This is a genomic window from Cupriavidus sp. HE11 (assembly GCF_056097175.1).
Genome location: NZ_CP184466.1, coordinates 614,635 through 641,274 on the forward strand (window position 1 = coordinate 614,635; position 26,640 = coordinate 641,274).

Annotated in this window: 23 protein-coding genes and 1 pseudogene; 9 read left to right on the forward strand and 15 right to left on the reverse strand. The window is 61.8% G+C overall.

Features of this window, described 5'->3' with window-relative positions; genetic code table 11:
• Window positions 1–10 precede the first annotated feature (10 nt).
• Both ACOABP_RS30710 and ACOABP_RS30715 read right to left on the reverse strand, forming a co-directional pair.
• The gene (locus ACOABP_RS30710) at window positions 11–436 is read right to left on the reverse strand and encodes a cupin domain-containing protein (protein ID WP_474230882.1); all 426 of its coding nucleotides are present in this window, start codon (window positions 434–436) and stop codon (window positions 11–13) included.
• A gap of 31 nt (window positions 437–467) precedes the next feature.
• Window positions 468–1,385 carry an amidohydrolase family protein gene (locus ACOABP_RS30715; RefSeq protein ID WP_474230883.1) on the reverse strand — a complete coding sequence of 306 codons (918 nt, stop codon included), beginning with the start codon at window positions 1,383–1,385 and terminating at the stop codon, window positions 468–470.
• A 346-nt stretch (window positions 1,386–1,731) separates the two neighbouring features.
• On the opposite strand from ACOABP_RS30715, the gene ACOABP_RS30720 reads away from it, so the two are divergent.
• Both ACOABP_RS30720 and ACOABP_RS30725 read left to right on the forward strand, forming a co-directional pair.
• Entirely contained in the window at window positions 1,732–2,688 is a 957-nt protein-coding gene (locus ACOABP_RS30720; RefSeq protein ID WP_474230884.1) for a GntR family transcriptional regulator, read from the forward strand.
• 229 nt (window positions 2,689–2,917) lie between these two features.
• Window positions 2,918–4,582, forward strand: coding sequence for an ABC-F family ATP-binding cassette domain-containing protein (locus ACOABP_RS30725; protein WP_474230885.1), 1,665 nt, complete (start codon window positions 2,918–2,920; stop codon window positions 4,580–4,582).
• A gap of 33 nt (window positions 4,583–4,615) precedes the next feature.
• On the opposite strand, the gene ACOABP_RS30730 is transcribed toward ACOABP_RS30725, so the two are convergent.
• From ACOABP_RS30730 to ACOABP_RS30745, 4 genes and pseudogenes are all read right to left on the reverse strand, one after another.
• Entirely contained in the window at window positions 4,616–5,422 is an 807-nt protein-coding gene (locus ACOABP_RS30730; RefSeq protein ID WP_474230886.1) for a sterol desaturase family protein, read from the reverse strand.
• Window positions 5,423–5,573: 151 nt separating this feature from the next.
• Window positions 5,574–6,950 (reverse strand): MFS transporter, encoded by a 1,377-nt coding sequence (locus ACOABP_RS30735; protein WP_474230888.1) that lies wholly within the window; start codon window positions 6,948–6,950, stop codon window positions 5,574–5,576.
• Window positions 6,951–7,110: 160 nt separating this feature from the next.
• Window positions 7,111–8,382 (reverse strand): iron-containing alcohol dehydrogenase, encoded by a 1,272-nt coding sequence (locus ACOABP_RS30740; protein WP_474231374.1) that lies wholly within the window; start codon window positions 8,380–8,382, stop codon window positions 7,111–7,113.
• 75 nt (window positions 8,383–8,457) lie between these two features.
• A pseudogene (locus tag ACOABP_RS30745) lies at window positions 8,458–9,153 on the reverse strand (alpha/beta fold hydrolase); the annotation flags it as partial.
• 118 nt (window positions 9,154–9,271) lie between these two features.
• Here ACOABP_RS30745 and ACOABP_RS30750 point away from each other — a divergent pair.
• Complete coding sequence (locus ACOABP_RS30750) at window positions 9,272–9,985, forward strand: GntR family transcriptional regulator (RefSeq protein ID WP_474231375.1); 714 nt, start codon at window positions 9,272–9,274, stop codon at window positions 9,983–9,985.
• A 450-nt stretch (window positions 9,986–10,435) separates the two neighbouring features.
• Here the strand turns inward: ACOABP_RS30750 and ACOABP_RS30755 are convergent, their stop codons facing one another.
• The 8 genes from ACOABP_RS30755 to ACOABP_RS30790 form a co-directional block, all read right to left on the reverse strand.
• Entirely contained in the window at window positions 10,436–11,713 is a 1,278-nt protein-coding gene (locus tag ACOABP_RS30755; RefSeq protein ID WP_474230889.1) for a type II toxin-antitoxin system HipA family toxin, read from the reverse strand.
• Window positions 11,713–12,018 (reverse strand): helix-turn-helix transcriptional regulator, encoded by a 306-nt coding sequence (locus ACOABP_RS30760; RefSeq protein WP_231906779.1) that lies wholly within the window; start codon window positions 12,016–12,018, stop codon window positions 11,713–11,715. Before ACOABP_RS30760 ends, ACOABP_RS30755 begins: the two co-directional genes overlap by 1 nt.
• A gap of 252 nt (window positions 12,019–12,270) precedes the next feature.
• A complete protein-coding gene (locus ACOABP_RS30765) occupies window positions 12,271–13,575 on the reverse strand; it encodes a sensor histidine kinase (RefSeq protein ID WP_474230891.1) in 1,305 nt (434 codons plus the stop codon).
• A 24-nt stretch (window positions 13,576–13,599) separates the two neighbouring features.
• Window positions 13,600–14,877, reverse strand: a complete 1,278-nt coding sequence (cqsA, locus tag ACOABP_RS30770; RefSeq protein ID WP_474230893.1) for an alpha-hydroxyketone-type quorum-sensing autoinducer synthase — start codon at window positions 14,875–14,877, stop codon at window positions 13,600–13,602.
• 497 nt (window positions 14,878–15,374) lie between these two features.
• The gene (locus ACOABP_RS30775; protein ID WP_474230894.1) at window positions 15,375–15,653 is read right to left on the reverse strand and encodes a hypothetical protein; all 279 of its coding nucleotides are present in this window, start codon (window positions 15,651–15,653) and stop codon (window positions 15,375–15,377) included.
• Window positions 15,654–16,270: 617 nt separating this feature from the next.
• Entirely contained in the window at window positions 16,271–16,549 is a 279-nt protein-coding gene (locus tag ACOABP_RS30780; RefSeq protein WP_066731387.1) for a hypothetical protein, read from the reverse strand.
• A gap of 91 nt (window positions 16,550–16,640) precedes the next feature.
• Entirely contained in the window at window positions 16,641–16,904 is a 264-nt protein-coding gene (locus ACOABP_RS30785) for a hypothetical protein (RefSeq protein WP_474230896.1), read from the reverse strand.
• 136 nt (window positions 16,905–17,040) lie between these two features.
• Window positions 17,041–17,778, reverse strand: a complete 738-nt coding sequence (locus tag ACOABP_RS30790; RefSeq protein WP_474230897.1) for an IclR family transcriptional regulator — start codon at window positions 17,776–17,778, stop codon at window positions 17,041–17,043.
• A 287-nt stretch (window positions 17,779–18,065) separates the two neighbouring features.
• Here ACOABP_RS30790 and ACOABP_RS30795 point away from each other — a divergent pair, with 287 nt between their 5' ends.
• From ACOABP_RS30795 to ACOABP_RS30810, 4 genes are all read left to right on the forward strand, one after another.
• On the forward strand, window positions 18,066–18,833 hold the full coding sequence (locus tag ACOABP_RS30795; RefSeq protein WP_474230898.1) for an enoyl-CoA hydratase/isomerase family protein: 768 nt from the start codon (window positions 18,066–18,068) through the stop codon (window positions 18,831–18,833).
• A gap of 10 nt (window positions 18,834–18,843) precedes the next feature.
• Window positions 18,844–20,046: a CaiB/BaiF CoA transferase family protein gene (locus ACOABP_RS30800; protein WP_474230899.1), complete on the forward strand. Its 1,203-nt coding sequence runs from the start codon at window positions 18,844–18,846 to the stop codon at window positions 20,044–20,046.
• A 31-nt stretch (window positions 20,047–20,077) separates the two neighbouring features.
• The gene (locus tag ACOABP_RS30805) at window positions 20,078–21,244 is read left to right on the forward strand and encodes an acyl-CoA dehydrogenase family protein (protein WP_474230900.1); all 1,167 of its coding nucleotides are present in this window, start codon (window positions 20,078–20,080) and stop codon (window positions 21,242–21,244) included.
• A gap of 77 nt (window positions 21,245–21,321) precedes the next feature.
• Entirely contained in the window at window positions 21,322–22,317 is a 996-nt protein-coding gene (locus ACOABP_RS30810; protein WP_474230901.1) for a Bug family tripartite tricarboxylate transporter substrate binding protein, read from the forward strand.
• A gap of 152 nt (window positions 22,318–22,469) precedes the next feature.
• Here ACOABP_RS30810 and ACOABP_RS30815 read toward each other — a convergent pair whose 3' ends face one another.
• On the reverse strand, window positions 22,470–23,417 hold the full coding sequence (locus ACOABP_RS30815) for a LysR family transcriptional regulator (RefSeq protein WP_474230903.1): 948 nt from the start codon (window positions 23,415–23,417) through the stop codon (window positions 22,470–22,472).
• Between the two features lie 153 nt (window positions 23,418–23,570).
• On the opposite strand from ACOABP_RS30815, the gene ACOABP_RS30820 reads away from it, so the two are divergent.
• Both ACOABP_RS30820 and ACOABP_RS30825 read left to right on the forward strand, forming a co-directional pair.
• On the forward strand, window positions 23,571–25,091 hold the full coding sequence (locus ACOABP_RS30820; RefSeq protein ID WP_474230904.1) for a CoA-acylating methylmalonate-semialdehyde dehydrogenase: 1,521 nt from the start codon (window positions 23,571–23,573) through the stop codon (window positions 25,089–25,091).
• A gap of 306 nt (window positions 25,092–25,397) precedes the next feature.
• Window positions 25,398–26,522: a hypothetical protein gene (locus ACOABP_RS30825; protein WP_474230905.1), complete on the forward strand. Its 1,125-nt coding sequence runs from the start codon at window positions 25,398–25,400 to the stop codon at window positions 26,520–26,522.
• Window positions 26,523–26,640: the final 118 nt, after the last annotated feature.

A 26,640-nucleotide genomic window follows, 5' to 3' on the forward strand; every position in this document is an offset into this window, starting at 1 on the left:
AAACTCTGGATTAAGCCTTGGGGGTCTGGTGTTCGGCCGATACGGGGCGTGTTTCGCCGCTATCGACCAGGGTGCGCGTGGCGTCGGTCGTCGCGTAGATCCAGAGGATCTTCATCGGCGCCGTCTTCGACAGGTTGCGAAAGCGATGCGGGACGTTGGGCGGAATGAACGTCGTGTCCAACGGCTTGAGGCGGTATTCGAGCCCGTCGATATCGAGCATCGCCTCGCCCTCCACCAGCACCACGCTTTCCTGGCAGTTGTGGCTGTGGAACGGAATCTCGACGCCGCCGGCAAACGAGGTGTAACCGGTGATGAAACTCTCCGAGCCAACGGAGCGGCCAACCAGCGGCGTCGTGCTGGCGCCACCGCCACGGTCATAGTTGGGCAGTTGATCGGGCTTGAGCAGCACAGCGCCCGAGGGGGTCTTGATGGTCATGGAAAACTCCTGCTGAATCGTGGATGCGGGGTCAGGACGCCGCGCGGCCAAAGCCGTACAGGCGGGCCGGGTTGTCGACAAGGATGCGTTGCAGCAGCGCGGGCGCACTTGCCCAGCTTGCCAACTGGTTCAGTGCGCGCCCTGCATCCTCCTTGCGGAAGGGCTCGACCTGATCGAGATTGCCGTTTCGGTTGCCCGAACTGCCCGTATGGGGCCAGTCGGATGCCCAGACCAGGCGGTCCGGACGCGCCTCGACCATTTTTTGGGCAAATTCGGTAACGTCTTCAAAATTGGGCGCGCTACGCGATGCGCGATATGGCGCCGACAGTTTCACGTAGGCATTGCCGCGCTTGACCAATTCGATCACCGTTGCGAACGCGGCCTTTTGTTCGTCCTTCTTGTGGGTCTTGATACCGGCAAAGTGGTCGAGCACCACCGGCACCTTGAGGCCAGCGATATCCGCGGCCAGTTCGGCAATCACATCGACATCCGCATAGACCTGCACTGCCCAGCCGAGTGGGCCAACCAATTGCTCCGCGCGTTTCAACTGCGTCAGCGCGAATTCGTGGTTGCGCTGGCCGCTGACCTCCAGATTCAGGCGGATACCCCGCACGCCCTTGGCGTGCATGGCTTGCAGATCAGCTGGCGAAGCCTTCTCCAGATTGACCACCGCCACGCCGCGCGCCCGGTCGCCAAGCTGCCCCAGCGCGTCCAGCAGCGCCGCATTGTCAAAGCCGTAGACGCTCGGCTGCACCAGTACGATGCGATCGATACCAATCCGCTGTTCGAACGCGATCAGGTCTGCCACGCGCGCCGCGGCGGGCGTGTACGAACGCCTGGCGGCAAACGGAAAGCGCGCACCGTCAAAGATATGGACATGGCAGTCACAGCTCCCTGCAGGTGGCTGGAACGCGGGAGCGCTGACGTGACTAACGAGATCCTGGTTCACGGAAGGTCCTTGTGAGGGCACACCAGTTGCATCGGCCGCCATGGCTTCAAGAATGGAAAGTCCGCCGATGGCCGCAAGGCCAGCCTGAAGCACTTGTCTGCGATGCACTGTTGTCTCCTGTTCTTGTGAGTTGCGCCGCCGTCCGGTGACGCGATGGATGGCATTTTATAAATTCAAAGAACCATGTAAAGGGTTTTTTGCAGCAACAAAGAACCATGAGTGCTGAACAAAGCCGGCTTGACCTTGTGCGACAAGGGATCAGGGGACATTTCCATGGTTTACCCGATGTCGGCCTCACCGACCTTGAATACGAGACACGGAAAGCCGTTCGGAATGACGGAAGACTGTGGAACTTTGGCGCATCAGAAGACCATCATCGGATGTGATAGCATCTGCCAACCGGTTCGAAACGCTTTCCCACATGGCCCGCCAACTCGCCGATGTCCTTGCGGCAAACATTCACCAGTACATTGCTGCCGCCGGCATGGCGCCGGGCACCCGCCTGCCCGAGCGAGCGTTGGCCGAGCAGTTCCGCGTATCGCGCTCGCCGGTACGCGAGGCGCTGCGCCGCCTGGCGACGCAAGCCGTGGTCAGTGCCCATCCCGACGGGGGCTACGCGGTTGCCGAGGGCGGCCCAACCGTTTCAGCAAACGGTCATGAGCCCGATACCGCACCCGTTGACGACAGCGAGGCGATCTATTTCAGGATTGCGGAGGAGCGGCTCAACGGAGAACTCCCTGACCGTTTCACCGAAAACGAATTGATGCGCCGATATGGCGTCACCCGCGCCCAGTTGGGTGCGATCCTGCGCCGCATGACGCAAGAGGGATGGGTGGAACGGCTGCCCGGTCACGGGTGGATGTTCCTGCCGGTGCTCACTTCCGCCGAGACGTACAAGCAGGGTTACCGCTATCGCTTGCTGATTGAAGCAGCAGGCATCCTGGAACCGACCTTCGAACTGGACCGCGAAGCCCTGCTGCGCTGTCGCGCCGAACAGGAAGCACTGGCCAACGGTGGCGCCCACACGGCAACGGCTGCCGCGCTGTTCGATGCCAACAGCCGCCTGCACGAAACCATTGCCGCCTGCTCAGGCAATGCATTCATCCTCGAAGGTCTGCGTCGACTGGACCGTTTGCGCCGGTTGATGGAATACCGCAAGGCGGTGGATCGCGACCAGGCCGAGCGCCGCTGCCGCGAGCACCTCACGCTGATCGACATGCTGCTGGCCGGTCAGCAGGAAGCGGCCGCCGATTTCATGCGCCTGCACCTGCGCAACGCCGTGCGCGAAAAATCGGACAGCTGACGTCCTCGAAGGTCATTGCCATCGATTGCGGCGCGGACCGCACACTCGGCGTCCGCTCCCAAAGAGACCAGCCGGCGCATACCCTCAGGCCGCGCCAGGCTTGTTTCGGGCCCTAGAAATCGCCAAATCAGGCGATTGCACGCCATCCTTTTCTCGCGCCCGCACAGCGGCCAGCCGACTCTCCCCCTGCGGTCGGCTATCATGCTCGTCCTATCTGAAGTAGCTCCCTATGATTTCCATCCGCAATGTCACGCTGCGTCGCGGTGTGAATGTCGTTCTCGACCGCGCATCCGTAACCTTCAACCCCGGTGAAAAAATTGGCCTTGTCGGCCGTAATGGCGCCGGAAAATCGTCCTTCTTCGCCCTTCTTAACGGCACGCTGCACGAAGACAGCGGCGAATTCTCGATTCCCGCTGCATGGAAGATGGGCCAGGTCGCTCAGGAAATGCCGGAGACCGAGCAGAGCGCGACTGACTTTGTCGTCGAGGGGGACACGGCGTTGCTGGATGCCCAGGCCGAAGTTGCCGCCGCAGAGGCCAGTGACGACGGCATGCGCATGGCCCACGCCTACATGGCACTGCACGACGCAGGGGCACACGACGCCCCGGCACGCGCCCAGGCGCTGATCCTGGGGCTCGGCTTCAGTGCAGCGCAGCTTACCCAGCCGGTCAACAGTTTCTCCGGTGGCTGGCGCATGCGGCTGCAGCTGGCACGCGCGCTGATGTGTCCGTCCGATCTGCTGCTGCTCGACGAGCCGACCAACCACCTGGACCTTGACGCACTGGTATGGCTGGAAGCCTGGCTCAAGCGCTACCAGGGCACGCTTGTCGTGATCAGCCACGACCGCGAATTCCTCGACGCGGTGACGCAAGTGACGGTGCACGTCGACAACGCCAAGCTCGTGCGTTATGGCGGCAACTACAGCAAGTTCGAAGACATGCGCGCCGAGCAACTCGTATTGCAGCAGGCCGCGATGGCCAGGCAGGCGGAAAAAATCGCCCACCTGCAGTCGTTCATCGACCGCTTCAAGGCCAAGGCCTCCAAGGCGAAACAGGCGCAGAGCCGGGTCAAGGCGCTCGAACGCATGGAGAAGATCGCCCCGGTGCTCGCCGACGCAGAGTTCAGCTTCGAGTTCAAGGAGCCGCTCAACATCCCGAACCCGCTGTTGTCGATGCTGGACGCGAGCTTTGGCTACCCGGCACCGGCCGACGCACCGCCGGGCACCCCGCCCACGGTCATCGTGCGTGGCATCAACCGATCTGTGCTGGCCGGGCAGCGCATCGGCATTCTCGGCGCCAACGGCCAGGGCAAGTCCACGCTGGTGAAGACGGTGGCCCATTCGCTGGCGCCGATTGCCGGCGAAATCAGCGAGGGCAAGGGCCTGAACATCGGCTACTTCGCACAGCAGGAACTCGACGTGCTGCGCCCGCTCGATACGCCCATGGAGCACATGATCCGCCTCGCGAAGGATACGCCGCCGCATATGCGCGCCCCCGGCCAGAGTGGCACGGAACAATCGCTTCGCACTTTCCTCGGCACCTTCAACTTCAGTGGCGACATGGTCCATCAGGCAGTCAGCACGATGAGCGGCGGCGAAAAGGCGCGGCTCGTGTTGTGCATGATCGTGTGGCAGCGCCCTAACCTGCTGCTGCTTGACGAGCCGACCAACCACTTGGACCTGGCCACCCGTGAAGCGCTCGGGATGGCGCTCAACGAGTTCGAAGGCACCGTGATGCTGGTCAGCCATGACCGGGCCCTGCTGCGTGCCGTGTGTGACGAGTTCTGGCTGGTCACCAAGGGCGGCGTCGAGCCCTTCGAGGGGGATCTGGACGATTACCAGCAATTCCTGCGCGACGAAGCCCGTCGCATGCGCGAGGAGGCTGTCGCCGGCTAGTGCCTTTGGGGCCCCAGGCTTCTGGCCCTTGGGCTACAGCGCCATCGCGCGCCGTTCATCCTCGTCCAGCACCGGGCCATCGAGCGTCACGTTGGAATGATCGGTACGGAATTTACGGATGATCGGCTTCAGTTCTTCCTTGATGTGTGCTTCGCTGTAGCCATTGAAGAGATGGCCGATCAGACCACGGCGCAGGTCCGATGTGCCCATGAGGTAGTCCGCGATCGGGAAGGTCAGGTTCATGTTGTATTTCATCATGATGCCCATGTTGTGGTGGGCGGTATGGTGGCGTCGGATCGTGTTGACGAACGGCATGTTGCACACGAACCAGTTGTCGTGCACGTGGCAGCAGTAGTGAAACGTTTCGTAGATCAGGTACTGCGCCACCATCGTGATGAATACGAAGTAGCCCGCGTTGATATTGAAGAGTTGTGAGGCAACATATCCCAGTACGCCGCCGCCAATGCCCAGCGTGGCCAGCACGCGCCAGGGAAAGAACACGATCCGGAATTCGCGCGTGGTGTCGATCGTGGCTTCCTGATCGGTAAAGTACTGATGATGCTGGCGCGTGTGGCGCTCATAGATGGCGCGCAACGCGAAAACATCGATACGACGATGCATGACGTAGCGGTGCATTGCCCATTCCACGAAATTGCCGGCCAGAAAGACTGGCAGTATCAGCGCCCACTCCCACGTCACGTTGTGCAGCTGCTGGATGGCCCAGTACAACGCCGTGCTTCCCACGCCGTAAATCACGGTGATATGCAGCAGGCCGTTGTATAGGGGGCTGATATCGGCCTTGTACTGCTCCCTGAACTTGCGTTGACGTTCGGTCATCATGATGCGTCTCCAAGAGTCGATACAATGCATTCGGATTGCCGAACTAACATATCAGTTGGATATGTATGCACGACGATTCAAAAAAAACCCCTGTGCCGACAGGGGCGCCCATCTCGTTCGTTCATCGCGGCATGTGGCCGCGTCCGGTCGGCTAGCGCGACACCTCTTCCAGCGCCTTGCCGCGTGTTTCCACCCCGAGCAGCAGCACGACGGCGGCGGCCAGCGCGAATGACAGCGCGCCAAGCGTAAACACCCCACCCTGCCCCGTCACCGGCAGCAGCACGCCCACCAGGTAGGGGCCCGCCAGCGAACCTATGCGGCCAATCGAGGATGCGAAGCCCGAACCCGTGGCACGCGACCGCGTGGGATACAACTCCGGGGTGTAGGCATAAAGCACCGACCACATGCCAAACAGGAAGAACTGCATGCACAGCCCGGCGGCAATGAGTTGCTCCACGGGCACCTTGTGCACGGCCGCCTGGCCGTAGGCGTACGCCGCCACCGCGCTGCCCAACAGCATCAGCGCACAGGTGGGCTTGCGGCCCCATTTTTCGAGCAGCCAGGCCGAGAACATGAAGCCCGGAATGCCCGCCAGCGAAATGTAGACCGTGTAGAGCACCGATTTGGTCACGGCATAGCCGGCCTGCTGCAGCAGTGCACCCAGCCAGGTGGTCAGCCCGTAATAGCCCAGCAGGGCAAAGAACCAGACCGACCAGAGCATGATCGTGCGGCGTGCATAAGGCCCTGCCCACAGTTCCATGAAACGCACCTTGCGGTTCGATGCCGAGGTGCCCTGATACACCGCCGACACCGGGGGCAGCGCGCGACCCCACGCCCGTTCCACGCGTTGCTCGATGCCGGCCATGACTGCGTCAGCCTCGCGCTTGCGGCCGACGTCCTCCAGCCAGCGTGGCGATTCGGGCACGATACGGCGCACCACGAACACGAACACCGCCGGCACGGCCAGCGCCATGAAGATACCGCGCCAGCCAATCATGGGCAGCACTGCATAAGTCAGCGCACCCGCCGCAATGAAGCCGATCGGCCAGAAGCCTTCCAGGACAGCAACATACTTGCCGCGACTCTTGGCCGGCACGATTTCCGAAACCATCGACAATCCGATCGGAAATTCCATGCCCATGCCGAAACCAAGCAGCACGCGATACAGCATCAGCGTGGTTACGTTGTCCGCCAGCCCGCACATCAGGCTGCCCACGCCCCAGAAGATCATGCTGACCTGGAACACCGGCTTGCGGCCGAATCGATCAGCCAGCAGCCCCGCCACGGCGGCGCCGAGGAACATGCCCAGGAAACTGGAACTGGCCAGCATGCCGGCCTGTGTGGCCGTCAGGCCGAATTCGGCCTTGATCGATCCCAGGACGAACGTCATCAGCCCAAGGTCCATCGAATCAAAAAACCACGCCGTGGCAATGATGCCGAACAGCGAACGCTGATAGCCGGTCATCGGCAATCGTTCCAGCCGGGCGGCAATGCCTGCCTCCAGCTTGAGGGCGCCTGACATATCCATGGTTGTCTCCTGTATCGTTGAACGCGCTCATTGGCGGCGCGTTTTGGGGAACAGCTTTCGTAATATATTAGTTGTACATATTTGATGTTCAAGTAATGGTTTACCGCATGACGGTCGTGTCTGGACGTGGTGCGGTGATGACGTTGAGGTGGGATGGGCGCTAGGCCGCGCGCCGCGGCGCCGACAACGACGCTTCAGCGGCCAGCGTTCCCGCCCAGGCATGGCGCACGATTGCGGCATATCGCGCGGCCACGTCGGGCACCGGCAACGCCTTGGCCAGGCGGTCCACCGCCAAGGCATCGCGGGTGAGCTGGTCGAGATCGTCCTGGGCAATCCGGCAATCCTTGAGCGTGGTGGGGATGCCGAGCGCCTGCACCAGATCCCGCATGACCACAGGCAGCTGGGCCGCGGCGTTTTCGGGATCGGGCGTGTCGATGCCGAATAGCCTGGCAATCGCTATAAGTTCGTCGCGGCGAACATCGCGCAGCGCATCGAGCACGTACGGCAGCATCACCGCATTGGTCGTGCCGTGCGACAGATGTGTGAACCCGGCCACCGCGTAGGCGATGCCGTGCACGGCGTTCAACCCTGCGCTGCCATACGACAGCGCCGCGAACAGGCTCGCGTAGCTCATGCCGCAGCGCGCCGCCTCGTCATCGCCATGGCGGTAGCTGCGCATCAGGAACTGCCTGCACAGCCGGATCGACTCCTGCGCGAACAGCATGGTCAGCGCGTTGCGCCCGCTATAGCCCGGATCGGGGTCGCCCGCGCGATCAAAATCCGCGGAGTCGCGCGTCAAGTATGACTCGATCGCGTGGGTCAACGCATCAATGCCCGCGTCGGCGGTGACACGTGGCGGACAGGTATAGGTGAACTCGGGATCGATGAGTGCGATGGCCGGGCGTAGCCGGTTGTCCATCACAGCCACCTTCGTTGCGTTTTCCGGGTCCACCAGGATGGCGCCGGGCGTGGCCTCCGAACCTGTGCCCGCGGTGGTCGGCAGGGCCACCAGTGGCAGGATCGGCGTCTGCGCATCGATACGTCCCAGGAACGTGCGCACCGGCCTGCCATCCGGTAAGGTCAGGCATAGCGCCTTGGCCAGATCGATGTTGCTGCCGCCACCCAGCGCAATCACCAGATCGAACGGTCGGTCACGCATCCGATCGCGCACCGATGCCGTGGCCGCATCGCAAAGCGTCGTGGTGGGGTCCGGCATGCCGCCGTCATACACCATCAATTCCACGCCTTGTTCCTGCGCAGCATTGACCAGTTCGTCAACCCACGGCGTGGCTTGCGTAAAGAACGTATCGGTCACGATCAGTCCGCGCCGGTAGTCCAGCCGGTTCAGCAGCGCAGGCAACTGTGCACGGCTACCGGGACCGACAATCAGCCGTGCGGGTGCGCAAAAGTACACCAGATCTTCCATTCTCATGCTGTCTCCAGGGGGGGCTGTCTTGTCCGATATGGATTTGCTGGCGCGCCAGTGCAAGCGCAGCGCATCGGCAATCTCGGCGGTCTGCTGCGTGAGCACGTTATGTCCGGCGCCCTGCAACACGTAAAGCCCGGCGCCCGGGATACCGTTCGCCAGCGCCTCGCCATGATGCAAAGGGCAATCGTCGTCCGCGCTGCCGTGAATGACCCGCGTGGGACAGGTAACGTGGCGCAGTTCGGCACGCTGGTCGGTGTCACGTATCGACATCCAGGTCCACGCGACGGTTTGATGGTCGGCCGCCTCGCGCAGACCCAGTCGCCGTTCGCGCGCGGCAATGGCATCGCGTAGCGCCGGCTCCGATGACACCGTCGGGAACCACGCCACCTGATCGAGCTGCGGCGTGCCGGACACCAGGACCAGTTCGGCAGGCATGGGCAGGGAAGTCACACGAGCTTGCGCCAGGTAGGCAAGCGCGATCGAAACGCCCAGGCTCCAGCCCGCCAGAACGAACGGGCCCGACACGTGCGTGCAGATGACCCGGCGAAGTACCTCGGCGTAGGCCTGCAGCGTGCACTCGTGCGGATCGGCAGGCATTGACGCGCCGGCGCGTCCTGGCAAGTTAGGCAGGATAAATGTGCATTGGCCGGCCAATTGCTCAGCCAATGGCAGCCACACCGCGCGAGTGCCCTGGATGCCGTGCACCGCTACCACCGTCAATGGGCCCTGCCCCGAGACCAGCACGTCATCAGTCATCCGCACCTCCGCACACATCTAATATATTACATGGATAGTAGCAGAATTGCCCCAGGGTGCAAGCGCGGAATGGAGGATGCACAGAAGCTGCCTACAGCTCATATACAATGAGACCTCGTGCACTCAAACCGTGGCCATGCCTGCAAAATCCGCTACCCGATCCCGTCCCGCGGCCGTACAGGAACCCGAAGAAACCGCGGTCCAGCGCGGCAAGTTGACCGATCTCGCCTATGAGCAGATCGAGGAAGCCATCGTCACACTGAAGCTCGCCCCTGGCAGTTCGATCTCGGAGCTGCAACTTAGCGAAATGACGGGCATCGGGCGCACGCCGATCCGTGAGGCGATTCAGCGGCTGGCGCGCGAACATCTGCTGATGGTGCTACCGCAGCGTGGCCTGCTGATCGCGCCGATGGATGTCGCGCGGCAGTTGCGGCTACTGGAAACCCGCCGCGAGGTGGAGCGCCTGATTTGCCGGAGCGCAGCGCGCCGGGCCACGCCCGAACAACGCGACCACTTCAAGCGACTGGCCAAGGAATTCGAGCAATCGTCGCGCAACGGCGACGACGTAGCATTTGTCCGATCGGATCGCGAATTCAACGAGCTATGCCTGGTGGCAGCCCGCAACGAATTCGCGGAAGGCTCTATGCGACTGATGCACGGCCTGTCGCGCCGCTTCTGGTATCTGCACTACAAGGAGGCCGCTGACTTGCCGACCATGTCGAAGTTACATGCGGCAGTCGCTTCGGCCATCGCGCGCGGTGATGTCGACGCATCCGGCACCGCACTGGACGCGCTGCTCGACAATATCGAGGAATTCACCCGCGCTACTGTGCTGGGTGACTATCGCTAAGCGTCACCCGCCCCGGCCGTCTAACGGTCGCTGCAACGCGCCAACGCTAGCGTGCTCGGAATCGCCACGGTCAAGTCAAAGGCCCATCGGGCCAACTCCCCCTCCCCCGCCGCGCCAGTACTCGCGCAAGCCCCCGTCAACGCTGACGGCCCGCACGACAGACATTCCGGCGGGCTCGTTTTCTCCCTGAAAGGCAATGCCGTCGACAACGGGAACTGGTGCCACTGCGGCGCCAGACCCGGAAAATTAACGCAAAAATGGCAGCTATGAAGATAAGCCTTCTTATCACAATAGCATTTGTGATCGCACAAACTGTGTCGTGAGAATTTCTGGCTCAGTTGTTATCCGGGAGCAAGGTTAGCGCTGGACACGGCGACGTAGCGGCGGGCCGGATGTGCGCCGCCTGTCGTTGAGAGATGACTCGGATCAGCCGGGAGACCGGGCGCGAGGTCAGAGATTGTCTTGAACCCACTCACTAAACGAGAAAGCCACACGAGCGTCTGCAATCAGACGGTCGTGCATGCCGACGTCCGCGACGATTGGCCGGGCGGCATCTCTTAGCATCGGCTCCCAGCGGCCTGCGATCAAACCGGCTGTCACTTGAATCCATTCCCTGGCCACCTCGGCGCTCACGCCGAAATGGCTGGCGGCGGCAATCAGCTGCCCCACACCAGTTCGAGCGGAGCCGTCCGCGCTGGTGGCCATGGAAAGTATGGGTCCGTCGGCAAGCGGTTGCGGGCCAACGGACATGACAGGCGTGATATCAAACGCTGGCGCCAGACGCCAACCGCGCTGGGCATTGCCTTCATGCAGCAGGCCGTGGTTGAGGGGATGATCGTCGGTATTGCCGACCAATGCGTTGAACGCCATGCGGCGCCACAATTCGCCGAGCTGGAGGCTTAGGTCCTCGCGGCCCCTGCACCAGACCCGCAAGGCATCGCCAAAGTTCAGATACGAGCGGCGCGGATCACCCCGGACAGCGTCCAGCGGCAGTCTGAGCACCGTGTGAGCGCTTGCGAAAAGGCGGCGCTGCGGCCGATAGGGATCTCCCGTGCGATCGAATCGTTCGACGAGCAAGACCTGATGAGAACCGAAAGTGTGCAGCACCACGGGGGCGACATCGAGCCCCGCCAAATTCGCCAGGGTCATGGTCACGAACTCGCGAGCAGGCATGGCAACCCGGTCGCCTCGGTCCTGCATCTTTGCCAACCATAGACGGCCAGCGTGCACGAGTGTCGCCTTGGGTCGCTCGCCCCCGGCGCTGGTATCGAGATCGTCGTTCAACCGCCGTAGCGCCCGGCTGGCAGGCGCGATGTCATCCAACGCCTCTGCGAGCGGCTTGAGATCATCCAGTTCCTTCGGGATCCAGGCCAGCTTGCGCTCGATGTCCGAGCAGACCTCCAGCGCCCCCACACCATCCGGCACGCCGCGCTCGAGGAGTTCGAGTGGTCCAAGGTCCGTGCCAGCGTGGGCGTTCAGCCTGTCCGCTCCATAGCCAGCGGGCTTGGCGTCCCTGATGACCCCTGGGAGACCGTCTGCCGCAGATACGGCAATTCCACGCGCGCTGCGCACGAGACGGAGCTGAACCGGATCGAGAGGGATGGCCTCCGCGTGATCCAGATACTCTTTTCGGTAGTTAAACCTGGCGGTGCGCTCGACCGTGAGCTCGGCAACATGCGAGGGGGAATCGTGGCCGGGGAGCCAGGCCCAGACGGGTACGGTCGGCATCAGCGTCCGCCGACTTGCCGTTCGGCAAAGTTCACGGTTTCGGGATCCAGCCGCGGATCGAGCAATCCCTCCATTTGCTCAAGCAACTGCAGACCTTGCAACACTTTGAGAAAGTTGCCGATGGAAACGCCGTCGCTACCGTCTTCCAGGGCCCTCAGCGTTGAGGGGGATACATCCGAGAGTGCGGCGAGCTGCTCCTGAGTCATCTCCCGCAGTTTCCGGGCAATGATCAGGCGCTGGCCGAGGCGCTCAAGACAGCCTTTGACCAGAATGGGAGTGTGTTTTGGAGGGCGACGTGGCGGCATGTACCAAAACTAGGGGTTATTCGCCATAATGTCAACAAAAAATACGGATAAATCCTGATCCTTATGGCGTGCCGGTGGTTGGAACGCAAGCGTTTGCCAGACCTTTTCTCACCCTAATGAGCTTATAGCATCACATCAATGGATGTGATCCGCCACGCAGCGTCGATATCCCGCTTCTGCGCGGGATGCAGCGGCGACCGTCCGCCGATAGCAAAATGACCATCGCCCGTCAGGCTCGGGGTGCTGCCGGCGTCAAGCCTTGTGCTTCGGGAACTGAAGCTCAAATTCCGTGAACTCATGCTCCACGGATCGGCAGGAAATCGAAGCGCCCCAACTGCGCAGGACGTCCCTGCAAAAAGCCAGGCCGATACCAGTTCCCCGGTGCGCGGGATAGGAAAAGAACGGCTGGAACATGCGAGCCAGTACGTGCGCCGGGACACCTGGCCCGGTATCCCGGAAAAGGACATAAACATCGCTGCCCCGCATCTCGCACCGGATCAGAATCTTGCCCTTGCCCGCCCGTTTGATTGCCTCGAGCGCATTCTTGGTCAGATTGGTGATTACCAATTCGAACAGTTGGGCGTTACCCAGCACGTGCAGGGGTGCCGACGCATCGATCGTGACCATATCCTGATGCGCAGGTTCGAACGGAAACCGGCCGATACTCTCGCGAACCGAGTGCACCAGGTCGAACACCTCCTGCTTGGCCGCCTTCGGGTCCTTGGAGTTTGCCACCAGCAAATCGATGCTGCTGCTGACATGCGCGAGATCGGCCTGCAAGCGGCCAATGGCCTGCAAAAGCCCCTCCCGATGCGCTGCCTGCGGGTCCAGCGCCGCCGGCAACCTGCTTTTGAGTCCCGCTGCGGTCATCGTCAGACTCATCAGCGGCGTGCGCAGTTCGTGCGCGACCGTTGCCAAGGCCACAGCCATCCCCCGCCGCTTTTCTTCGACCAGCAACTGGCGATCCAGCTTGATCACGACGAGCACGGCAATGACGAACGTAATGATCGGCAGTTGCAAAAGCAACGGTTGCCAGGGAATGCCTGCGATGGAGTGACCGGCCACCACAAACAATGCAAATGCGCCGGCCGCTCCCGAAAGCAAGGCTATCGTCGCGAACGCCGAACTGAAGTGGTACAGGACCACCACGGCGATGATGACCGACTCTGCCCAGACCAGAGAACCATTGTTCTCCAGGTAGAAGAAGATGAAAGCGAACGGCATCCCGACGGTGATGGCAAATAGCGCATAGGTCGGGAGCCATCGCTTGTGCGACAGCGCGGATGCGAACAGCAGCGGCACGAACAGCGCGGTGCAAATCAGCCGGAGCCACAGGTTTTCGTAAGCCTGGGGGAAGACATAGGACCAGATGACGTAGTAAAGCGGGTGGCCGATAACCCCGAGCGCGCCCACCATCTGGATGCGACGCAGGCGCACGACGGTTTCCTCGTCGAGCAACGTGGTCCTGGAGGCCGTCTCAAATACGGCACGCCGGGCATCCTTGACGAGTCGAACCCACAACGATTCGTCTCCTGTTTGCTCTTGCGTGGCTTCCATCTCGAGCTTCTGACTCCTGGAAGATTACGGCGCTGTGCTGCCTGGTGAACGGGTATGGCCGCGATGCGCACGGCGCGTTGACGACCACTCCGCCAGGCTGACCTCGTCTCGAATCTTCGCGAGAACGTCGATCAGCCGGTCAATGTCGGAGGGGTTGAGTTTCGCATGCAGTGTAAGGCGCATCAATGCCCTATTCTTGGGGGTAGCAGGCGAGCAGAAAACGGCACCAAAGATGCCATGCCGTTGCAATGCGTTGCGCAGAACCATGACCTGGGGTTCCGTGCCTGCCTCCAGCCCGATAATCTGCTCGCTGCCGTCGCTGATGTTGTAGCCCAGTTCGGTGATTGCCGCCCGAGTGGTCCGGGTGATGGCATGCAGGCGCTCCCTGCGATCGTCTGCGCGCGCGATGAAATCCGTCGCGGCGTCGAACCAGGCGATTTCATGGCGCAGAAGCCCGGAACTGAAAATCGCCGGACGCGCCTCTACCGCAAAGAAATCCTTGAATCTGGTCGAACAGGCCACGAACCCCGCACGGCCGGCGAAGGCCTTGGCCAGCGACGCCGTCCGGAAGTGTACGCGCTCGGACAGCCCTAGCGCGGGAACGAGCCCACCGCCTGCCGGCCCGTGCGTGCCCAGGGAATGTGACTCATCGACCACCAACACGCTGCCCGTCGCTTCCGCCATCTGGACATACGCTTCCAGGGGCGCCACGCTGCCAGTGGTGCTGTAGACGGAATCCACCATGATGACGCCTGGCCCCAGACGCTCGATCTGGCGTGCGGCATGGGCGAAGTCGTTGTGGCGCACCGGCACCGCCTGTGCCCCCGCCGCACTGATGCCTTCCCACAGCGAGGCATGACCGTTCATATCGATATAGACCGGTACCCCTGGCCCTGCAATACACTGCACCAATCCGACGTTGGCCGCCCATCCTGACTGGGCGATCAGGCCATCTTCGGCCTGCATCAGATTGGCGAGTTTTCGTTCGACTTGCTGTTGCGGCGTGTCGCCGTGCCGGAACACCGAAGACATCAGCAGCTCCGGCGCCTCGTCCAGTAGCGCCCGCGCCTGCGTCTGCATCAGCGCCGATTCTCCCAGCAGGCATAGATAGTCATTACTGCTCAGGTGCAAGGCGTCTGGCCCCGGGACGCGACCGTGCAGCAGATGATCGCCTCCCCAGAGCTTTTCCATTCTGTCGACGAAATGGGTAGCCATTCGATCCGAGATCCACGCTGGTAACGGCGCAGACTGAATGCGACTGACAGATTTTGTCGGTTGGGAATGAAGATTGGCGGGCGACATCGGTTTTCCTCCAGAGAAATGAGCGCCAAAATCAAAAAAGGGAAGAACTCGAAAACTTCAGGACTGCTGCGGGACGCCGCCTGGATTGCCTGGCAGCGGCGCGGGCAAGCGTAGGCTAAGCCAAAGCCCAAACCAAAGCCCAAGCCTGCCGCCGGCGCCAACAGTTCGCCCGCCACACGCGTCCGCCCTGACGGCGTCGGCATGCTGCCATTCCTTGGCTGTCGATCGGGGGACGGCATGGCAATGCATGACAGTTTGCGTCATCCATTTGGCGCGGATGGCTAACGCCCGCGCCATTGCCACAGACCCGTAGACGACCGCATCGGGCATGAGAAAGTCATGCCAGCTCCCATCCTGGGGCAACATGACAAAACCTGTTAGCGGATTTGCGCAATCCTTGCCGGCCCGCCAGGCATGATTCCCTGTTGTCAGGAAATGGCAGTCACTACAGCGACAGGAGGGAGTGCGCGGCGATCCCAGGAAGAGATCAGACAGGCTTAAGCGGATGCGCGCGGCAACAGGCCAAGCTTGGCGACGGCCTTGGGATTCGTCTCGATATATGTTCTTGCGCCATCGAGCCGCACAACCAGAAGATGATCAAAACATGCGGCTTCAGCAGACAGCTCCACGCTGCTCGCAGCGCTGAACACCTTGCGCAGACGTTCGCGGTCAACATAGCCGCCCATCCAACCAAACACGCGGACAAAGGTGTGAATCTTCCTGCGGCGTGGAAGCAATCGGGTAGCCTGCTCGGCCGAGATCAATATTTTGGACATAACTAAGGCAATGGTGAGGCGGCGCCCAGTTAACGAACGGAGGCGCTGTCTCGGATGCCATCCAAAAGTCGGATAGGTATGCAGAAAGGAATTCAGCCCGACCTCGTGAACGCCCTGCAAGCCAGCCCACAGGCACAAAACATGCCTCATGAGCCACAATAATGGGATGGTGAGGCAGGATATCGGCGGTTAATTGCCTTTTTATTCGCCGCTACGACCGCCTTGTCTGTACCCGAATTGGGGGTGCTGCTGAATGCTGGCTGCGTTTGACGGAATGCCAGGCCTCGTAATAAGTGCCTGTTTTTGCTGGGTTTCTAATTGAAACGCCAACAGCACGCCCACCAATTGTTACTTTTCAATCACTTTTTGATGGAGATCAGGGCTGTCTCGATATGCGTCGGTGCGAGATAACGCCACCATCCAAAAGCGTGAACCATTTGGCCGATGGGCAAATCGTGGGCCGTTCATTACCCTTGGTTTGGGCGTCGCAATTGGAGTCCTCCGTGCGCGCCCGCCCAGAACTGCTACCAGCCCGCCCTGCCCCACAGTGGCGGGTTCTTTTTTGAGCTTATGAAAAAGATGCCGGCGCGAGGTTCACATCCGGGCGCCAAGGAAATTCAAAAATCGCCGGTGTCCAGAATAATGCGGCCATCATTCGGCATTCCGCTTCGCCGGGCAGCCACGTTTCGTATCCGTTGCCAGCCCTCCAGGAACGCCTCATGTAGCGCCGCGTCGCGCTGGTCCCCGCCGAGCCCGGCAACATCAAGCTTGAAATGGTCTTCCAACGCCTGGCGCGTCACCAGGAAAGCCTGGCTGGTACCTGCAATCAAATAGTCAAACTGAACGCCAACATCGTCGTCGATGTCGGCCACCTTGGGTCCGATAGGGTAGACCATCACTGTGCTCCGAAACGTTGTTTCGTCGGCACTAGGATACACGCGAAGACCACACGCGTTCTGCTGCTTCCACCGGGCGCATTGCCTCACGTTATGACGCGTCTTTTACCTGATGTGTGATCATCGCCAGGCGCCTGGTTTCAATATGGATTCGCTTGACCGTTGGGTGCGAGCATCTGATGGCATGTTCGGTGCGCTCCACGGTGTGCGCGATATCGTGCGAATCCGTATCCTTTTCGAACTCCACATCCAACGTAACGAGGCCTTCGTCCGGCCCGAGATACATCGCGAGGGGCCGCCCGGCCCGCACAATGCCGGGTTCGTTTTCGACCAGTCGTTGGATGTCCTGCGCCATTGCCCTGTCGACGCCTTCGCCTACCAGAGGGATGGCTCGTTGCCGGATGCCCGAGCGCCCTGACGTCTCGATGGGGGTTCAACAGGTGATCCTCTGGCGCCCCGCAACCCAAAGCCCGTTGTCTCCGGAGCATCCACTATGCTCCATCGTCCCTGATGCCGCAGGCCGCACGGATCTTCGCGATGAGGTCGAGCAACAGCGGCGCATACCGCGCTACATCGCGGCTTTTCTCACTTGGCTTGTGTGGGAAGCTGATATTGAGGCCATACCACTGATGATCCGGACCGCGGAACGCGGCGCCCACCGCGGTCAGATGGCCGGGCTGGTAATTGGCAGTGCAGTAGCCAAGTTTCTGTGCCTGCTGGATGCCACGAAGCAGCGCCTTGTTCACCGCCGGCCAACTGTCCCCTGCCTTACGTTCGATACGCGCCAGAAACTCGGCACGCACCGCTGGCGTTTCGGCCGCCAGCCAGGCCATGCCGATCGATGCCTGCTCCATGGGAATGCGCGTGCCAATCGTTACGCGCCGCGTGCGCGAAACACTGTCGCTACTGCAACGCACCGCCGCCAGGTAAACCATCGCCGTCTGATCCGGCACGGCAATGCCGACGTTGACCTTTTCCGCTTCGGCAATCCTGCGCATGAGCGGTAACGCGATCTCGGGCACCTCCACAGCGTGGTAGAAGGCGTCGGCCAAACTAACCACCACGGCGGCAAGACGATAGGCACGCTCAGTCGTGTCATAGCGCAGGAACCCCGCGTCCACCAGCGAGCGCGTCAGGCGGCTCACCGTTGGGCGAGGCAACCCGGTGCGTGCGGCCAGCTCCGCATTGGTCAGGCTCGACGATCCGATGCGAAATGCACGAAGCAGCATCAGGCCTCGCTCCAGCGACTGACTGCCTTCGGTCTGGCGCGTGAAGCATCCCGTACTGTGCGTCAATTCGCGGCTGGATGGCACGGCGTCATGGGCGTCAGCGACCAAAATCGGACGGGAGCGCGGCGATGCGCCAGATCGGGAAGTGGCCATTGCAGGATACGCGGCGCACCAACGGATGGTCTTGCTGCGCCGCACATAATTTCATTATTCGAAATTGCAGTGTAGCGCGACGGCACGGGTCGGCGAATACTGATTGCGTTCATCACGCCCCGGAATGTTCCGACATGACCCTCGCTACCTCTGTCATTACCACGACCCGCGACGCGCACGTCGCGCTGATCGAGATCTGCCGCCCGCCTCACAACTTCGTCGATGTGGACGTCATGCGGCAGCTTTCGGAAATACTGCTGGAACTCGATAGTGATGACAGTTGCCGCGCGGTGGTACTGACTTCCGGTGTCGGCACATTCTGCGCGGGCGCCGACTTCAGCGGCGGCGGCACCGTTTCACGTGACCCGTCGGCGTTCTATGCGCAAGCCATGAAGCTGTACCGCAATCGCAAACCGATTGTCGCAGCCGTCGAAGGGCCGGCCATTGGCGCTGGCCTCGGCCTCGCGCTGGTTGCCGACTTCCGTATCACGTGCTCCGAGGCCCGCTTCAGCGCCAACTTCAATCGCCTGGGCTTTCATCCCGGATTCGGCATGAGCGTCACGCTACCGCGCCTGGTAGGCAATCAACAGGCTGCCCGCCTGTTCTACACAGGTATCCGCATCGGTGGCGAGGAAGCCGTACGCATTGGCCTGGCCGATGAATTGGTGGCAAAGGACGAGGTGATATCTCGCGCGCTGGCACTGGCGCACGAGATCGCCACGTCGGCGCCGCTAGCCGTAGAAAGTACACGTGAGACGTTGCGGCTGGGTCTGGCAGACCGCGTTGCCGAGGCCAACCAGCGCGAACTGGCCATCCAGCGCGAGCAGTTTGCCTCCGACGATTTCCGTGAGGGCGTTGCTGCGATGGCCGAACGCCGCACACCTGTGTTTCACCGCCGCTGAGGAGAGGACGATGCAAGCACCGAAGCCAGCCTGCACCGGCCCTCTCGATGGCATCCGCGTACTAGACCTCACGTCAGTCGTCCTCGGGCCACTCGCCACGCAATCGCTTGCCGACCTGGGCGCGGACGTCATCAAGATCGAAGGGCCCGAAGGGGACCTGATGCGTGCCAATGGCGTTTCGCGCAATCCGGGCATGAGTTCGATCTATCTGGCGCTGAACCGCAACAAGCGCTCGGTCGTGCTGGACCTGAAGACCGAAGCGGGTGCGACGGCACTGCGGCAACTGATCGCCGGCGCCGACGTATTCATCCACAACATGCGCGTGGCGGCCATTGAGCGCCTGGGTTTCGGCCATGCCGCCGTGGCAGCGCTGAATCCACGCATCGTCTACTGCGTGGCCACTGGTTTTGGCCAGGACGGCCCACACCGGGACAAGCCGGCATTCGACGACATCATCCAGGCCGCGTGCGGTCTCGTGTCCCTGGGCGCCGCCGCTGGCAGCCGGCCCGAGTACGTGCCGAGCCTGATTGCAGACAAGACCACCGGCATTGTATTGGCCAATGCCGTATTGGCCGCCCTGCTGCATCGCGAGCGCCATGGCGAGGGGCAGGCCGTTGAAGTGCCGATGCTCGAAACGATGGCAACCTTCGTGATGGCTGAACATCTTGCCGGGCTGACGTTCGATCCCGCTACGGGACGTGCCGGCTATGCACGATTGCTCGAAGGCGGCCGGCGCCCCGCGCAAACGGCCGACGGCTGGATCTGCGCACTGCCCTATACGGATCGGCACTGGAAAGCGTTCTTCCGCGCCGTGGACCGCGAGGACCTCGCCGAGAAGTACAACATCGCCAGCCGCGCCGAGCGCAACGCCCACATTCGCGCGCTGTACCAACACTTTGGCGAGATCACGCCCGGACGCACTACGGCGCAGTGGATGGCGTTGTTCGAAGCGCTCGATATACCCGCCACCCCCATCTATACCCCCGACGAACTGCCATCGCATCCACATCTGGAAGCGGTAGGACTCTTCCAGCCTACCGTGCACCCCACCGAGGGACCGCTGCGGGAAATGCGACCTACCGCGCGATTCTCGGCCACACCGCTGGCCCTGCGCCGCCACGCGCCGTTGCTGGGTGAGCACACCGAGGAGGTACTGCGTGAGGCCGGAATCGCGCCTGTCGACCGCGACGCGACCGCCGGCACCGGCACCTGATACCACACCAACACATCACGAGGAGACACGCATGCATTTCGCACTCGATGAAGAACACCAGATGCTCAAGGATCTGGTGGCACGCTTCGTCCGCGAACAACTGATTCCGCTCGAGCCGTCCGTGCTTGCGCGAGAGGCCGAGGGCGGCCAGCTCACACTGGCCCCGCAGGATCAGGACAGGCTTGACGGCATGTCGCGCGAACTTGGGCTATGGGGCCTGGACGCGCCAACGGAAATGGGGGGTGCAGACCTGCCGGTGGTGGCGATGGTCGGCGTCAACGAGGAACTGGGCAAGACCATCACACCTTACGACCTGCCACCCGATTCGCCAAACCTGCGCATGCTGCTGAAGACTGCGGATGCTGCACAGCGCGCGCGGTATCTGGAGCCGTATGCACGCGGCGAGACCGTTTCCGCCATCGCCATCTCGGAGCCTGGCGCCGGTGGGGATCCCGCCATGATGACCACCCGCGCCGAGCGCGATGGCGACGACTGGGTACTTAACGGCCGCAAGATATGGATCAGTCGCGCCGCGCGTGCTGACTGGACCATCGTAATGGCTGTCACCGACAAGACGCGTGGCGCCCGTGGCGGCATCTCCGCCTTCCTCGTGGATCGCGACACCCCAGGATTCAAGGTAGAGCGGCGTATCCCGATGATCGGCGGCGCGTCTACTTACGAGGTGGTGCTGGACGACTGCCGGATTCCCCACTCACAACTGCTGGGCGTGGAAGGCCAGGGTTTTGCGCCGATGCAGGCGCGCCTGTCCAGCCGTCGGGTGCAGATGGCGGCCTGGTGCATCGGCCGGGCCCAGCGCGCGCTCGATATGCTGTGCGAGTACGCCCCACAACGCCGTACCTTCGGCGCACCGCTGGCAGACCGGCAAGCCATCCAATGGTGGGTGGCCGACGCCGCCACCCGCATCCACGCATGCCGCTTGATGACCTACGAAGCAGCAGCACGCATCGACCGCGGCGACGAGGCACGCACGCAAGTCTCCATGATCAAGGTGTTCGCGACAGAAATGGCATGGGAAGTGATCGACCACGCGATGCAGGCATTCGGTGCGATGGGCATGACAAAGGAGATGCCGCTTCAGCAGATGGCCAACGAAACCCGGCTGATGCGCATCTACGAGGGCCCATCTGAAGTGCATCGCTGGGTCATTGCCCGCGAACTCCTGGGACTCAAGCGCTAGCGTCCCCCCTGCTCCGGCACCCCTCTGACCTACCCGTACCGGCGGGACACACCGCCGGACATCCGACAGGAGACAACATGACGACTATCCTCAGTCCTTCGCGGCGGCGCTTCACACTGATGGCCGGCGCCGCATGCGCGGCGGGTTTGGCTGGACTCCCTCTGCCCACCAGGGCCCAGTCATTTCCCAACCGGCCAATCCGCTTCATCGTCCCATTTCCGTCCGGCAGCGGGACGGATATGACCGCCCGCATCTTTGCCAAGAAGATCGGCGACCTGACGGGCCAGGGCGTCGTGGTGGAAAACAAACCCGGCGGTAACGGATTTATCGGGGTGCAGACGCTGCTTGGTGCACCGGCCGATGGCTACACGGTATTTATCGGCAGCAATTCCACGCTCTCCACCAATGCCGCCACGTTCCGCAAGCTGCCCTACGATCCCCTGACCGACTTTACGCCGATCACACTGTTGTCGCGTGGGCCTTGCCTGATTATCGTGCCGGCCAATTCCCCGTATCGAACGCTCGGGGAATTGGTGGCGGATGCCCACAAGCGACCCGGCGCGCTCAACTATGGCACGGGCTCGGTCTCGTACACGTTGTATAGCGAGTGGCTGAACGAATTGAGCCACATGAAGACGACCGGTGTGCCATACAAGGGCGCCGGCGACGCCATCAATGGCGTACTGGCTGCCAATGTCGACTTTGCGGTCGTGGACGCCAGCGGTGCCATCGAACTCGTGAAATCCGGCAAGCTGCGCGCATTGGCCTTCACTGCGCCCCAGCGCTCGCCCTTGCTGCCCAATGTACCGAATGCCGGCGAGGCCGGTGTACCGGATTTCCTGGCCTACAACTGGGTGGCGGCGGCCGTATCTGCCAAAACGCCCGCGCCCGTCGCGCAGCGACTCGGCGAGTTATTCGCCCAGGCTGCCGGATCAGCCGAGGTCAAGGACTATTACCAGCGGCAGTCCACATCGCTGATTGTTTCCACTCCGGCTGAACTGCACAACTATCAAAAGGAGGAAATCGCCAGGTGGAAGCGGCTGGCGGCGCTTGCCAAGATCGAGTTGCTGTAAGGTCTCCAGCATCTTGTCACGCCGAAACCAACGTGTGACAGCGGCGCCTTGCCAAACAGCGTGAATGGGCTGTCCGAACAGAGGGCTGCGGCAATGGCCCTCTTGCCTGATATTTCGCGCAAGACCTGGCAAGTCGACAGGTCTCCCATCCACTAGTCTGGTTTTCGCGGTGCAAACCCCTCCGCATACGCCTCTCGCAAGAACTCGACAAAAACCTGGGACACGCGGGACGCGTGCGCCGCATAAGGCCGAATGGCGTACAGCCATTCGCCGAATGCCCCGGTGGATCGCCATTCGGGCAAGACTTCCACCAGGCGGCCGCTCTGAAGCGCAGACTGGGCGGTGAAATCGGGGAGCAATGCGATGCCCAGGCCTGCGGTTGCAGCGTCGCGCAACGCCTCGCTATTGTTGACGGCCAGCGGCCCCGACACCGGGACGGTGACGGGGTCAGGGGCCTTTGTATCTGTCGAAACAAAGGTCCAGGTCGTCGCCCCTTGCGCACGGGGGTAATGCAGACACGCATGCTCTGCGAGCTGGATTGGCGATTCCGGCACCCCATTGACCCGAAGATAGGCGCGGCTGGCCGCAAGCACCGTTCGCGTGGATGCCAGCGTCCATGCGACATGCGTCTCCGGAGGCGCGGCAGTGTGTCGGACAGCGAGATCGAAGCCTTCCTGGGCGAGCGGCCTGATCCTGTCGGACATATCCAGCTCAACCTGTATGTCCGGATACCGCCGCAGAAAGGCCGGCAGCTGCGGAACGAGTTGCTGGCGAGCAAACGCAACCGGTGCGGTGACGCGCAGTCGCCCCCTGGGTGCGCCGGCCAAATCCCGGACATTCGCGAAGCTCGTCGCAATCTGGTCGAACGCACCCCGCATCGAATCGACCAGTTCGCGCCCCGCTGCCGTCAAGGTCGCACTTCTTGTCGTGCGCTGGACAAGCATCACACCGGCGGCCTTTTCCAGCGCCGAAACATGCTGGCTCATGGACGCCTTGCTGACACCCAGGCGTGCAGCCGCCTTGCTGAAACTGCCTTGCTGGTCCAGCACGACAAGCCAGTGAAGATGCTCCCAAAGCGCTTCGACGTTTCCTTGCCGCATGCTGCCGCCCTCCTTTCCCAAACCCAATTTTTCGCATTCATGACATGGTACCAGTACAAAAATGTGAACAATATGTTTGAAAATGCATGGCTACCTCGTCCGGGAAGGCATTCATATACTGCGTTCACCGCATAGACACACAACGAACAGGAGATGCCCGTGATCGCGCCTTTCAACGATTCCGCCGAAGTCATCCATTACATTTCTGGTGAGCAATACAGTGGCTCCGGCACGCGTTCCCAGGACGTGTTCAATCCAGCCACCGGCGCTGTCGCGCGTCAGGTTCGCCTGGGCACCGTGGAAGATGTGGCCACTGCCGTGGCAAGCGCCAAGGCCGCGTTCCCGCAATGGGCGGATACGCCGCCGATCCGGCGTGCGCGCGTCATGCTGAAGTTTCTCGAACTGATGAACCAGCATAAGGACGAGCTTGCGGCGATCATTACTGCCGAACACGGCAAGGTCCTGAGCGACGCAGCCGGCGAGGTCAGCCGCGGTATCGACATCATCGAATTTGCGTGCGGAATTCCCCAACTGCTCAAGGGCGATTTCACAGACCAGGTCTCCACGGGCATGGATAACTGGACGCTGCGCCAGCCGCTGGGCGTGGTCGCAGGCATTACCCCCTTCAACTTCCCGTGCATGGTGCCGTGCTGGATGTTCCCGGTGGCCATTGCCGCCGGGAACTGCTTCGTCCTGAAGCCCAGCGAGCGCGATCCGTCAGCTTCGCTGTTCATGGCAAAGCTGCTCAAGCAGGCCGGTTTGCCTGACGGGGTCTTCAACGTCATCCAGGGCGACAAGACCGTTGTCGATGCCCTGTTGCACCACGATGACGTCAAGGCGGTGAGCTTTGTTGGCTCAACCCCTATCGCCAACTACATCTACGAGACAGGCGCAAAGCTGGGCAAGCGCGTCCAGGCGCTCGGCGGCGCCAAGAACCATATGGTCATCATGCCGGACGCGGATATCGACCAGGCCGTGGACGGCCTGATCGGTGCGGCCTATGGCTCGGCCGGCGAGCGTTGCATGGCCATTTCGGTGGCGGTTCTGGTAGGCGATGTCGCCGACAAGATCATCCCCAAGCTGCAGGCTCGCGCCCTCGAACTCGTCATCAGGAACGGCATGGAAGCCGATGCGGAGATGGGCCCGGTCGTCACCAGGCAAGCCCTGGAACGCATCGAGAATTACATTGCCATCGGTGTCGAGGAAGGTGCGAAGCTGCTGGTCGACGGGCGGAACTACAAGGTTCCCGGGCATGAGCAAGGTTTCTATACCGGGGGAACGTTGTTCGATAACGTGACCCCGGAAATGCGGATCTACAAGGAAGAAATCTTCGGCCCCGTCCTCGCCTGCGTGCGTGTCGAAGACTTTGCCCAGGCGGTGAAGCTGGTCAACGACCATGAGTTCGGCAACGGCGTGGCGTGCTATACCCGCGATGGTCAAGTCGCCCGCGAGTTCTCCCGCCGGATCGAAGTGGGCATGGTCGGCATCAACGTGCCCATCCCAGTGCCGATGGCATGGCACGGCTTCGGCGGCTGGAAGCGTTCGCTGTTTGGCGACATGCACGCCTATGGCGAAGAAGGGGTGCGCTTCTACACCCGGCAGAAGAGCGTCATGCAGCGCTGGCCCAATGACACCGCCCGCGGCCCGGAATTCGCCATGCCGACGGCCAAGTAAGAAAACACCGCCAGCCGGCCTGCCCGGCTGGCTGCATATCACGGGCCGGGGGACAGCAAACTGAATCCAACCGCGGAAAACGCGGTATTGGATTCTGTTTTGCAACCAGACAGTGACCGTAGTTCGCAGCCCCGCCCGCATAGTTGCGCCTTAAACATCACAAGCAGTAACACAGCGCGCCGGGTTTTCCCCTCCGGACCTGGACTGTTTTCCTTGCCCCTTGCGCCTTTGCACCCTGGGAAGCGATAAGGTTGCAGAAATCATCCGATTTCAATGCGGGCGTACCAGCCGATTCGGAAAGCAGTCATGACATCACGACTTCTGGGCTACCTCATTTTCGTCATTGCCTGCATGGCGGGCAACGCCCTTGCGGCCGGGTTCGGCAGCAAGGACGGTCCTGTACCTGCGAATATCGATCAGATCTCTGCCGTGCTACACCAAGACCCGATTGACCTGGAGCTACTGATCAGCTTCGGGACATCCAAGGGCGGATCGGCAGGACACATTGCCCTGGCGGTGCGAGGCGATACGTCATCCGAAGATGACACCGTGTATTCCGCGAACTTCTACGCTGATCGCACCGCCGAACACGCGACGCGCTTCGATACCTCAGATCTGATCCTGGCGATTCCCAAACGGGAATACCTGTTCGGGACCACCTCGTCCTTGTCAGAGGCGGCCGTATTCGGCCTGGATTATGGCGAAATCTACAAGCGGTCGGTCATCGGAGTGCGCGTCTTCGGCGTTCCGGCTCAGGAAAGGCAATCTCTGGTTGCCTTCTTTGAGCGCGTCAACGCCGACTACCACCACCGCGCGACAGATGTCGATTACCACCGGGGCGAAGTCAAGTACGACTATTTCCGTCTGAATTGCGCAAAAGCGATCGGCGCGGCTTTCAAGTACGGCGCCGGCTACAAGGACCTCAAGGTCAAGAGCCCACGTGCGCTCCAGGAAAGGCGGGTGGTGGCGGCCGCTACCGCCAATATCCCGACCGAGATGGCAATGAAGCTGATGTCTGCGTGGAACGAGCGTGGGTATCGCATGGATGTCGTCCTTTATAAAAAGTACGTCGGCTCCTCCTATGTGGAGCCCCGCGAGGATCCAAAGATCGCCTTCAAGGACTTGCCCGATCGATTTCCATCTGTGCTCTCCCTGGATTTCCGCAGGGAGCAAGGGGCCTACCGCGATTTCGATAATCTCTTCGCCATGTACCTGCTCTATAACCTCGGGCGCTATAGCGTGCGCGTGGACGCCCCCACGCAATTGCTTGAGATCGAGAAAGACAAGGAACCCATGGACTATCCTGCTGCCGCCCGGCTCGCGAAGGACAGCGCCAAATCGGACAGCCAGAACTTTCGCCGGCATACGTTGTTCCGGCCACTTGGCAAGAGCATCGGCGAGGCGCCAGACAATACCCATCTGTACCATTAGCTCTTGTCAGGGGGCGCCAGGGGTCGCGATGGTGCCAGCGGCGACCGGAATTCCGTTAGCAGTGCGCCCTCAGGCAGCGGCTGCATCACATTATTTGTGCAGTCGGGCTCGATAAGGC